General features: G+C 37.8%; 15 protein-coding genes. All 15 read right to left on the bottom strand.

Annotated elements, in window-relative coordinates; translation table 11 throughout:
- Positions 1–61: 61 nt before the first annotated feature.
- The 15 genes from spoVG to GJE18_RS00870 all read right to left on the bottom strand — a co-directional run bounded on the left by spoVG (position 62) and on the right by GJE18_RS00870 (position 11,569).
- Positions 62–376, bottom strand: a complete 315-nt coding sequence (gene spoVG, locus GJE18_RS00940; protein WP_037568088.1) for a septation regulator SpoVG — start codon at positions 374–376, stop codon at positions 62–64.
- Positions 377–439: 63 nt separating this feature from the next.
- The gene (locus GJE18_RS00935; RefSeq protein WP_037568090.1) at positions 440–820 is read right to left on the bottom strand and encodes a RidA family protein; all 381 of its coding nucleotides are present in this window, start codon (positions 818–820) and stop codon (positions 440–442) included.
- A gap of 18 nt (positions 821–838) precedes the next feature.
- The gene (gene purR / locus GJE18_RS00930) at positions 839–1,666 is read right to left on the bottom strand and encodes a pur operon repressor (protein WP_037568092.1); all 828 of its coding nucleotides are present in this window, start codon (positions 1,664–1,666) and stop codon (positions 839–841) included.
- A 23-nt stretch (positions 1,667–1,689) separates the two neighbouring features.
- Positions 1,690–2,538 (bottom strand): 4-(cytidine 5'-diphospho)-2-C-methyl-D-erythritol kinase, encoded by an 849-nt coding sequence (gene ispE / locus GJE18_RS00925; RefSeq protein ID WP_060552298.1) that lies wholly within the window; start codon positions 2,536–2,538, stop codon positions 1,690–1,692.
- A 259-nt stretch (positions 2,539–2,797) separates the two neighbouring features.
- Positions 2,798–3,064 carry a biofilm formation stimulator Veg gene (veg, locus tag GJE18_RS00920; RefSeq protein WP_037568096.1) on the bottom strand — a complete coding sequence of 89 codons (267 nt, stop codon included), beginning with the start codon at positions 3,062–3,064 and terminating at the stop codon, positions 2,798–2,800.
- 99 nt (positions 3,065–3,163) lie between these two features.
- Positions 3,164–4,057, bottom strand: coding sequence for a 16S rRNA (adenine(1518)-N(6)/adenine(1519)-N(6))-dimethyltransferase RsmA (gene rsmA / locus GJE18_RS00915; protein WP_171509158.1), 894 nt, complete (start codon positions 4,055–4,057; stop codon positions 3,164–3,166).
- A 3-nt stretch (positions 4,058–4,060) separates the two neighbouring features.
- Entirely contained in the window at positions 4,061–4,600 is a 540-nt protein-coding gene (rnmV, locus tag GJE18_RS00910; RefSeq protein ID WP_037568101.1) for a ribonuclease M5, read from the bottom strand.
- Positions 4,601–4,614: 14 nt separating this feature from the next.
- The gene (locus GJE18_RS00905) at positions 4,615–5,385 is read right to left on the bottom strand and encodes a TatD family hydrolase (protein ID WP_107368843.1); all 771 of its coding nucleotides are present in this window, start codon (positions 5,383–5,385) and stop codon (positions 4,615–4,617) included.
- A 163-nt stretch (positions 5,386–5,548) separates the two neighbouring features.
- Entirely contained in the window at positions 5,549–7,516 is a 1,968-nt protein-coding gene (gene metG / locus GJE18_RS00900) for a methionine--tRNA ligase (RefSeq protein ID WP_060552295.1), read from the bottom strand.
- Positions 7,517–7,613: 97 nt separating this feature from the next.
- Entirely contained in the window at positions 7,614–8,450 is an 837-nt protein-coding gene (gene rsmI / locus GJE18_RS00895; RefSeq protein ID WP_060552294.1) for a 16S rRNA (cytidine(1402)-2'-O)-methyltransferase, read from the bottom strand.
- On the bottom strand, positions 8,447–8,701 hold the full coding sequence (locus tag GJE18_RS00890) for a GIY-YIG nuclease family protein (protein WP_037568108.1): 255 nt from the start codon (positions 8,699–8,701) through the stop codon (positions 8,447–8,449). Before GJE18_RS00890 ends, rsmI begins: the two co-directional genes overlap by 4 nt.
- The gene (locus GJE18_RS00885; RefSeq protein WP_037568110.1) at positions 8,694–9,419 is read right to left on the bottom strand and encodes a tRNA1(Val) (adenine(37)-N6)-methyltransferase; all 726 of its coding nucleotides are present in this window, start codon (positions 9,417–9,419) and stop codon (positions 8,694–8,696) included. The genes GJE18_RS00890 and GJE18_RS00885 overlap by 8 nt, the downstream gene beginning before the upstream one ends.
- Positions 9,420–9,461: 42 nt before the next feature.
- On the bottom strand, positions 9,462–9,818 hold the full coding sequence (gene yabA, locus GJE18_RS00880) for a DNA replication initiation control protein YabA (protein ID WP_060552292.1): 357 nt from the start codon (positions 9,816–9,818) through the stop codon (positions 9,462–9,464).
- Positions 9,819–9,830: 12 nt separating this feature from the next.
- Complete coding sequence (locus GJE18_RS00875; RefSeq protein WP_060552291.1) at positions 9,831–10,634, bottom strand: PSP1 domain-containing protein; 804 nt, start codon at positions 10,632–10,634, stop codon at positions 9,831–9,833.
- 5 nt (positions 10,635–10,639) lie between these two features.
- Positions 10,640–11,569 carry a DNA polymerase III subunit delta' C-terminal domain-containing protein gene (locus GJE18_RS00870; protein ID WP_165886065.1) on the bottom strand — a complete coding sequence of 310 codons (930 nt, stop codon included), beginning with the start codon at positions 11,567–11,569 and terminating at the stop codon, positions 10,640–10,642.
- Positions 11,570–11,672 lie beyond the last annotated feature (103 nt).

The raw sequence follows: 11,672 nt of genomic DNA, 5'->3' as shown, positions 1-11,672 counted from the left end.
AAGAAAAGGGTTTTGAAGTTACTTTTTTATAACTTCAAAACCCTGTGTATAGGACTGAAAATTACGCTTCAGCGTTATTTTCAGATTCTTCTTTATTGTCATCATTCTGAGCAGGAATGACTTCATCAGTCTCTTCATATACTTTCATTACTGCATCCTGAATTTCTTGACGCATTTCTGAATTGATTGGATGCGCAATGTCGCGGAATTCACCATCTGGTGTACGTTTGCTTGGCATTGCTACGAAAAGTCCTGAATTGCCTTCAATAACGCGCAAGTCATGGATAACGAATGATTCGTCAAGTGTAATAGACACGAGCGCTTTCATTCTTCCATCTGTTTGTATTTTTCTAAGTCTGACATCTGTCACTTTCATGTAGTGAGCCCCCCATAGTATATAAGTTAGAAAATGTAGTGATTTAAGAAGTTCAAGTGTATATTATACATCCTTTACTTCAGCGATGACTTCGATTTCAATTTTAACATCTTTTGGCAAACGTGCCACTTCAACTGCACTTCTCGCCGGTTTATGCGACGTAAAGTACGTGCCGTAAACATCGTTCACCTTTTGGAAATGTTCCATATCGGATAAGAAAACGAGCACTTTCACAACGTGATCTAAATCAGATCCTGCTGCTTCTAGTACAGCTTTCAAATTTTCAAACACTTGTTTAGTTTGTGCCTCAACATCATCACTTACAATATTACCTTCTAAATTTAAAGGTATTTGCCCTGACGTATAGACCATACCATTGACAATAGATGCATGTGAATAAGGTCCAACTGCAGCAGGCGCTTTATCTGTGTTAATTGTTTGCATAACGATAAACGCTCCTTTTTAATTATTAAATTTAGAAAGGCTATTACCCGCTTCGACTTTAAACGCTTGGTTATATTCATCGACATCGGACAACCGTACTAAGGAAGTATAGTCCTCGATTAATCTTTGCTTGACTTCTTTAGATTCTACAAGTACCGATACCCCTTTTACTTCAGCCTTAAACTCATTCATTAAATTGATTACACCATTAATCGAACCACCCGCACGCATGAAGTCATCTACAATTAAAACTTTTGAGTGTTCTTTTAGTGTACGTTTAGATAATACCATTGTTTCGATTTTTCGTGTTGAACCTGATACATAATTTATTGAAACAGTGGACCCTTCAGTCACTTTATTATCTTTACGTATCACGACAACTGGTAAATTCAATACACTCGCGACCGCATTAGCTAGCGATATCCCTTTCGTTGCGATAGTTACGACCGCATCCAAATCTTCATGCATATAAATCGTCGCAATAAGTTTACCCACTTGTTTTAAAAGCGGTGGATTGCCTACTAAATCTGATAAAAATAAATAGCCTCCAGGCAGTAACCTTTCTTTTTCTTGAAGTAAGTGGATTAATTCTTCAATCACTGCTTCCGCCTCTGCTTTTTGCATTTCAGGTCTGTAGCGCACACCACCACTCGCACCTGCCACCGTTTCTATCGTTCCAAGTCCTTCTTCAATAAGCGTATCTTTAATGATTTGGACATCTTCACTAATTGATGACTTTGCTTGTTTAAACTTCGTTACAAAAAACGTGAGTGGCACGAGCTTATTCGGGTTGTTAATTAAATATTGTGTCATGAAGACGATACGTTCACTTCTTTTATATCTCATGCATCATCAATTCCTTTCAAAAATCATCCTAATGTACGCACTAAATACACATCGTTACAGCATCCACAAATGGCATTATAAATATGACGTGCTTGGCGTTCTCGTTGCGCAAAACCGTACACAGTGGGACCACTGCCACTCATCAACGCACCATCCGCACCATTGTTTAACATGTTCTCTTTTATTTTTTGAATTTCAGGTTGTAAGGCCATAGAAACTGGTTCCAAACGATTGGATAAACTTTGACATACACCTAAGTAATCTTGCTGTTTAATCGCATCCATACATGCTGATGTATGCACATCAAATGGAAGGTTCAAATTAAGACCATTATAAATTTCTGGTGTGGACAACCCAGCTTGCGGTTTCGCGACAATGACCCAACATGAAGGTGGTCGATCGAGTAACGTAATTTTTTCACCGCGACCTTGGCATAAAGCAGTCGTTCCGTAAACGCAAAATGGAATATCAGACCCTATTTCTGCCGATAACGCACTTAATTCATCCAAACTTCTATTCAATTCAAATAGACGATTCATCCCACGCATTGTTGCAGCGGCATCACTAGAACCACCTGCCAAACCGGCAGCAACCGGAATGTTTTTCTCTAAAGTAATCGTCACGCCTTCTTTAATCTGATAGGCTTCTTTCATTAAAAGTGCCGCACGATAAGCTAAATTACGATCATCCGATGGAATATACGTTTCATCAACGTGAAGTACGATTTTATCATCATGACGCTTTTCAAAAGATAATCGATCATTTAAATCAATAGTCGTCATAATCATTTCCACTTCGTGATAACCGTCTTCTCGCTTAAATAATGTATCTAACGTTAAATTAATTTTAGCAGGAGCCGTTTCATAAATCATACTATCATTTCCTCTTTTTAAATGGTATTACTGTGATTTTACCATAACTCCATTAATGATGGAGGCGCTCATAAGCTAAATATTTAAAAAGTAACCAAATCTAACTTTTGGCATTATCAATCATTCATTTATTCTAATTAATAATAATTACAACACTTCTTATAACTTCGCGCACTAAAAAAGAGCGAGACGATGAAATCCACTCCTAAAGATTTCATTCCCACTCTCAAATATGTACAACTTATCAATCAAATAAGTATTATTGCGCCGCTGCTTCTTGTTGTAAGTCTTCCTCTACAAATGATACGTGTACATTTTCAGTAAGTACATCCGCATAAGTATAGGACACTCGTTCGAAGTTGTGCTTATCTTGGTCTAATTCAACAATGAACACAGAAGGATATGTTTCTTTTAACACACCAGAACGTTCAATTGTTTTTTTACGTCCCCCATTAGCTTTTAGTACAATACGATTTCCTAACTGACAATCAAGACGATTTTTGATGTCTATAATAGATTTTGGCATATTGCTCCACCTCGCTACTAGTGTAGTATAACACATTTAGGGCGTTGAGGTCAAATAAAATTTTAATTTTATCAATGCCAGTTTAGAAAGTCAATCATTTTATAATGTCAATTTTGGGAAATTTTCCAACTCTGCATACAAACGTGCATATTCTTGTATAGAAAGCGTTTCGCCACGGCGTTTAGGATCAATACCAGCAGCTTCTAGCCATGCCATAATTTCCGTTTTCAAACTTTTACCATCTTGAAATACATTTTGATAGTTATTAAAAATGGTTTTTCTACGTTGTCCAAATGCACCTTTCGTCAATTTAAAAAATTGTTGTTCATTGTTCACTTGGACGATAGGTGTCGACCGTTTCATTAATTTAACTACAATCGAATCAACATTCGGTGGTGGCATAAAGACCGTTTTAGGCACTGTAAGTACGCGAGACGTTTCAGTATAGTATTGCGCTACGATAGATAATGAGCCATATGCTTTTGTCCCAACAGCCGCATTTAAGCGTTCCCCGACTTCTTTTTGCATCATGACAACGTAACCATCAATATTTAAGTTAGACTCGAGTAACGATAATAGAATTGGCGTTGTAATATAGTAAGGTAAATTAGCAACAACCATAATTTTGTCGCAATCCGCTAAATGCGTGTTTATCGCTGTTTTGACATCAGCTTTTAAAATATCTTCGTTAATCACTGTTACATTGTCGTATGGTGATAATGTATCTTTTAAAACAGGAATGAGACGTTGATCAATTTCAAAAGCCATGACGTGTTTAGCGTTTTTAGCAAGTTGCTCAGTTAACGATCCCATACCCGGTCCCACTTCGATGACTCCTGTGCGTTCGTCGATACCACTCGCATGAATAATATTATTGATAATATTTACATCAATTAAAAAGTTTTGACCTAAGCTCTTTTTAAAACTAAAGCCATATTGTTCTAGTAATGCACGGGTGCGGGTTGGGGTAGCGATATCTTTCTCATGCATAATGTGTTACTCCTCTTCTCCTAATGCGCGGCGCACGTCTTGTTCTGTATAACCAAACGCATTGAGTTTCTTTAATAATTGTTTCCCATTTGAATGACCAATGTGTAGTTGACGTCCAACAATGTCACGGCGACGTCTTGCATCTGGACCAATGATAAGTCCCAAATCAATCAGTGTCGCTTTATCGATTGTTTCTTCAGATTCTGATAAAGGTGAAGACACATGCATTAACGCCTCACGAATAGCATCAAATGACGCATGTTCCACACCAATTTTACCACGTTTATTTTTCGCTTTTTCGCGGTCAATATAGGCATGTTTGACACCTGGCACAGCATCGCGAATGGTATTGCGAATTTTATCACCCGGGAAATCCGGATCGGTAAGTACGATGACACCTCGTGTCTCTTGCGCTTTACGAATAACATCTAAGCACGCACGGTCAATCGCACTGCCATTCGTCTCAATCGTATCACATTCAACAGCACGTTGGACGCGTTCAGTGTCGTCACGACCCTCTACAACGATAAATTCATTTATTTTCACTTAGGCACCTCTTTTTAACTCAAGTTAAACAAACGTTCTGCATTTTGAGTAGTTTGTTGCGCTACTTCTTCATATGAAATGCCACGTAATTCAGCAATTTGTTGTGCGACGAGCGTCACATGAGCAGGTTCATTACGTTTACCGCGATATGGATGCGGTGTTAAAAATGGGGCATCTGTCTCTACTAACAGACGATCTAACGGTACATGTTTCGCCACTTCTTTCGGTTGTTTCGCATTTTTAAACGTTACTGGGCCACCAAGTGAAATGTGAAAGTTTAGTTTTTTTGTGACAACATCTGCAATTTCTGGTGAACCACTAAAACTATGCATGATGCCCCCTACCTCTTCAGCATGTTCTTCTAATAAAATGTCGATACAATCTTGCGTTGCATCTCTGTTGTGAATCACAATCGGTAATTTCACACGTTTGGCTAATGCAATTTGTTTTCTAAATACCTCTTTTTGAATCTCTTTCGGTGATTTATCCCAATGGTAATCTAAGCCCATTTCACCTATACCAATAACTTTTGGGTGTTGCGATAAGGATTCAATCCAATCTAAACGCTCATCTGTACAATCTATCGCATCCACTGGGTGCCAACCGATAATGGCGTAAATAAAATCATAGTCATCAATTAATTTCATCGCACGTTCAATCGTTTTTGTATCAAAACCTACTACAAACATGCGATCTACACCCGCGTCTCGCGCACGGTCAATGACCGCTTCTAAATCTTCATCATATTGATCCGCATTTAAATGTACGTGTGTATCGATTAACATTGTCATTCCTCCTATGTCGTATTAAAGGGGTGAGACTGGCATCAAATTATGAACCATTTGATGTGCATGTCCCACCCCTAAGTGTCTTTCAATTTAGCCTCAATGCAAAATAAGGTTCATTTCAGTTGCTAATTTATGCGTACCTTATCATTTCAGATGGGAATTACTTAATAATTGCACCATTAGGAACCGCATTAGGTAAGCTCACTAAAGACAATACGCCGTCTTTTTCAGCAGATAAAATCATACCTTCTGATTTTTGTCCCATTAATTTTGCAGGTTTTAAATTTGTAACAACCGCCACTTTTTTACCAATAATATCTTCAGGTTGATAAAATTTCGCAATACCCGATACAATTTGGCGTTGTTCATGGTCTAAATCGACTTGAATTTTTAATAATTTATCCGATTTCTTTACATTTTCAGCATCAATAATTGTTGCTGCTTTAATTTCAACTTTATCAAAATCTTTAATATCAATTTGTGCTTTCGCCGGTACATCTTCTACTTCAGGTTTAGGGGGTTGCATACTTGCTTTTATATATTCCACTTCAGCAGCCACATCTAAACGTGGGAAAATTGGCGTTGGTTTAGAAGAGACCGTAATGTCGTCTTTAAGTTGACCGTAAGCTTTTAAGCTATCAAATTCATGTAATGCTTGATCTTGAATGTTTAATTGGTCAAAAATTTGATACGGTGCATGCGTTAAGAATGGACGTAATAACACAGCGGCATAACGAATGTTTTCAACTAAGTGTGCCATAACATTACCAAGCATCTCTTTTTGCGTATCATCTTTTGCTAACACCCAAGGCGTCGTTTCGTCGATATATTTATTGGTACGGCTAATAAACTTCCACACCGTCGCTAATGCGACAGAAAACTGTAAGTTATCCATACTTTCATGATATGCGTTCACAGTATCTAATGCCATCTGTTCCATATCTTTATCAAGTTCGTGTTGTGGCCCTTGATAAGCTGGTAATTGACCGTCAAAATATTTATTAATCATTGAAATCGTACGGTTCACAAGATTTCCTAAATCATTAGCTAAATCATAGTTCGTACGTTCAACGAAAGCCTCAGGTGTAAAGACACCATCTGAACCAAATGGCAATTCACGCATGAGATAATAACGTGTCGCATCTAAACCATAACGATCGATAAGCACATTCGGATCCATGACGTTACCTTTAGATTTACTCATTTTACCGTCTTTCATTAAAATCCAACCGTGCGCAAACACTTTTTTAGGTAGTGGGACATCCAATGCCATTAAAATAATCGGCCATATAATTGAATGGAAACGTACAATCTCTTTTGCCATAAGATGAATGTCAGCCGGCCAATATTTTTTAAACATTTCATCTTCGTCTGTTAAATAACCTAGCGCTGAAATGTAGTTTACAAGCGCATCAAGCCATACATAAACGACGTGTTTTGGGTTTGATGGTACTTTTACACCCCAGTCAAACGAGGTACGTGACACCGCTAAATCATCTAACCCAGGTTTTATAAAGTTATTGATCATCTCATTTTTACGAGATGGAGGCTGAATAAAATCAGGATGTTCATCATAAAATGCAAGTAAACGATCTGTATATTTCGAGAGTTTAAAGAAATAACTTTCTTCTTTTACAAGCTCTACCTCATGACCTGAATCCGGACTTTTACCACCGACAATTTTGCCATTTTCATATACAGGTTCAACCAATTGTGTTTCAGTATAGTACGTTTCATCCGGAACAGAATACCAACCTTCGTACTCGCCAAGGTAAATATCACCTTGTTCTAGTAACTTTTCAAAAATTTTCTCAACAACTTCTGTATGACGTTTTTCTGTCGTACGAATGAAGTCGTCATTAGAAATATCTAGTTTTTTCCATAACGCTTTAATGCTGTCAATCATGCCATCTAAATACTCTATTTCAGACTGGCCTGCTTTTTGAGCTTTTTCTTGTATTTTCTGTCCATGCTCATCTGTTCCCGTTAAATAGCGTACATCGTATCCTTGTAAACGTTTGTAACGTGCAATAACGTCCCCTGCTACAGTAGAGTATGCATGGCCAATGTGTAAATTACCGCTTGGATAATAAATCGGTGTAGTAATATAAAATGTATCTTTTACCATCAGCGCTCCTCCTCATTTCTTATCTTATCTAATATATCTAAAATCGCTGTCTTTTTCAATCCACCAACGATACATCTTGCCGAATTGATGTCATAGGTTATACCTCTATATCATGATAGACATTGTATATCGTTTTGCTCGACATCTCCCGATCTTTTGCGACTTGTTTAATCGCTTGTTTGGGCTTCATATTTTGCTGAATATAATGGTCTACATGATCTTCTATGGAGAGTGACTCAAACCACTTTGTCGTTTCAATCGCCTCTTGTCCTTCGATAAGAATGACGAACTCACCTTTTAAAGGAATCGTATCATCTAGTTGTACTAATAACGCTTTCACTTTTGCTGTTGTAATTTGTTCAAATTTTTTCGTTAATTCACGTCCGAGGGTGATGTGTCTTTCAGGGTCGATGTCATGAATGACTTCTAACGTATCTTTGACACGATAAGGAGATTCATATAATAACAACGTGCTCTCTTGAAACATACGCACTTCTAAAATTGCTTTCTTCTCGCGTGCTTTTCGTGGCAAAAATCCTAGAAATGTGTATACAAAAGAGGGTAACCCACTCGCCATTAATGCGGTTAAACCCGCATTAGCACCAGGAATAGGCGTTACTGGAATCTTCGCTTCACGTGCTTGCACGACCAGTTCGTAACCAGGATCGGATATTAACGGCAACCCTGCATCAGAGACGAGTGCGACTGATTTACCGTCTAACAACGTTTTGATTAACGCTGTAGTCATGTGGTCTTTATTATGATCATGATAGGATTGTAATGGCGTTGATATGTCGAAGTGATGGCAAAGTTTTTTAGTGACACGCGTATCCTCACATGCAATTAAATCTACTGTTTTAAGTGTGTCAATCGCCCGAAAGGTCATGTCATCCAAATTACCGATGGGGGTTCCCACTAAATATAAATGTGTCATGCTAAGGCTCCTTTTATGAGTCGTAATTTCGCATCGCGACTTAATTGTTTAATGGCATGTTCTCGTTTTAACGCTTCTGATTTTGTGTCAAAGCATTCTTGATACATCAATTGAACAGGACGACGTGTTTTTGTATATTTAGCCCCTTTACCTTCATTATGTTTCGCGATACGTGCTTCGATATTCGTTGTATAACCCGTATAGAGCGAGGCATCTTTACACTGAACGATATAAATATAATGGTTAGCCATAATACACCGCCTTCATCTCATCCGTATATGCGCCAGAAGCATCATAAATATAAAAAGGGGGCGCAAGTTTTAATCCTTCATTGCCACCTTTACGACCTTCAACAACAATTGTTTGCGCATCTTTTCCAGGTTTACTATATATCATATGTAACTGTTTTGGTTCTATAGCGTAACGGCGCATAGATTCAAAAATATCTAACACACGCTCTGCGCGATGCACCATCATCAGTCGACCACCTTGTTTCAATGCATGACCACTGACGCGAATACAGTCATCTAACGTACAATACACCTCATGTCGCGCGATTTTATGTGCTTCAATTTGGTGTTGATTCATTTGATTGATTTTAAAATACGGTGGATTACATGTGATTAAATCGAAGGATGAAGGTTTAAAACGACGTGTGACATTTTGTATATCATCATGAAGGATGTCAATGCGTGATGATACATCATTATACGCCACACTACGTTGAGCCATATCAACCAGCGTTGGTTGAATCTCAATACCTGTAATATGATTGGATCCTTTTGCGGACAATAATAATGGAATTACACCATTTCCTGTACATAAATCTAAAATGCGATCACGCGTTCTTGGTTTTGTAAAATGCCCAAGAAGTAACGCATCGGTTGAAAAAGAAAATACTGCATCGTTTTGAATAATTCGCATATTTTCTTTGACCAAATAATCTAAACGCTCGCCCTGTCGTAACACTCTGCCACCTCTTATCGTTTTTCCACCATATCTCAATTCGAATCACTCATGGTCTCGCTTACTATTTAATACATTTAAACAAAATATACAGTCTTCACCTTTCCGATGTTTACCGAATACATCATGACAAATATGAAAACCTTCGTGGTATAATTTCGCAAAATATTCACGACTTTGAAGTTGTTTTGTGGCACGTTTTTTCACTTTCGTTGCCTCTTGCTCTGAAGTCGCTTGTTGTTGATGTAATAATGATTTCAAATGATCATTTTCCGTTTGTAATGCCACATTTTCTTCAACAAGTTCTACCGTTAATGCTTTCAGTTGTTGCATGTTTTCTTGAATCAACGTCACATTTTGCTCAAGTTGCATTAAGCGGTCGAAAAGTTCATTTCGATCCAATGGCCCTCCTCCTTAATTCATTGTTTTTAATTCTTCAATATGATATTCCAACGTTTGTTCGTAACCTTCAACTTTAACGTGCATCGTTACATTAATGACATTTAAACTTACGACTTCTCCACGACCTTCAGGTGTATCAATGACGTCACCTACGTCAGGAAGTTGTTCGCGCGCAGCTTCATACATGTCATCTTCATATTTCAAGCAACACATTAAACGCCCACAAGCGCCTGAGATTTTCGATGGATTCAATGACAAGTTTTGATCTTTCGCCATTTTGATAGACACAGGTTCAAAGTCACCTAAAAATGTAGAGCAACATAATGAGCGCCCACATGGACCGATACCACCTAAAAGTTTCGCTTCATCACGCACACCGATTTGTCTTAATTCTATACGCGTTTTTAATTTTTGCGCCAGTAAACGTACCAATTTACGGAAATCAATACGCTCGTCTGCAGTGAAATTAAAAATCACTTTAGAGCGGTCTAACGTATACTCACAATTCACTAAACGCATGTCTAGTTCAAGTTCAGATACAAACGTTTTACATAAAGCTAACGCTTCATCGGCAGCAACTTCATTTGCTTCATGCGCATTAAGATCTTCTTCTGTGGCCACACGTAACACAGGCTTTAAAGGTTGTGCCACATCTTCACCATTAATTGCTTTTGGTTCATGTTTGACCATCCCCATTTCATAACCGCGTTGAGATTCTACTACAACACGTGTACCTTCATCTAAGTCACCCGGACAAGGTGCGTAATATTCTAAGGTATTGGCCTTTTTAAAATAAACACCTACTACCATGCACATGTGCATCACCCCTTCACTTTAATTGCAATTTGCTCAAATACAAGTGTCGGATTTACATTTTGATTGAGCTTTTTATGTGCTTCAGTAATTTGTTCGATAATGTAGGTTAAGTGGCGATAACTTAATTGTTGCGCACGTGATTCATAATAAGATTGTAGTTCTGAAAATGTAATGCGCGAGGTCATGCCTGATTTGACATACATCATGTCTTGAAAATACGCATTAATCCCCGCCAATGCCAGTAGTTGGAGCCGACGATTTTTCGCATGTTTTAACAACTCCACAATACCTATTAATGCCATCTCACGTTGCTTCAACAAACGCTCACACCATTGTAATAGTTGTTTGCGCAATTGTGTTAAATCATATTCCTCATTTAATTGACGTGCCTCTTCAAACTGTGTCGTATATGTACTTAATAATTCAGCCACCGGCTTCGACACTTCCTCGTGCGCAACAAGGCGTTCAATAAACGTGTGACGATGCATCGGTTTAAAATAGACATGTTGGCATCTTGAATGTATCGTGTCTAAAATTTGTTCCGGTTTAGATGAAATGAGTATCGCAATTGTATTAGAAGGCGGTTCCTCCAAAAATTTTAAAATACTATTTTCACCTTGCACAGTTAAACGTTCAAAATCTTGAATAATATAAACTTTATAGTCACTTTCGATTGGCAATTGATTCATATGGTGCACAAGTTGCTCAATGCGTTCCTTTTTAATTGTTGTTTCATCTGTTTTGACATAATGAAAATCAGGATGATTGCGCGCTTCTATTTTAGTTTTGCATTGGTCGTTGTCTTGACATAAAATATTCATCGCAAAGGCCTCAGCCGTTTCGATCATCGTTTCTAAATCATCACCTTCAAATAGATAGGCATGTGAAAGCTTTTCATTCGCATAAGTTTTTAATAATTGATCTATTTCTTTCATGTCACAACTCCTTTATCTTCCATCCTGATGATTTGAATTAATTTAAAAATCATCTAATAAAACACATATTTAAAGAAAAAAGGTTGGACAGTCGTATACACCG

The sequence above is a fragment of the Staphylococcus agnetis genome, assembly GCF_011466855.1.
Lineage (GTDB): Bacteria > Bacillota > Bacilli > Staphylococcales > Staphylococcaceae > Staphylococcus > Staphylococcus agnetis.
The sequence above is the reverse complement of the archived record's forward strand: the minus strand, read 5'-3'. Positions and strand labels throughout refer to the sequence as shown.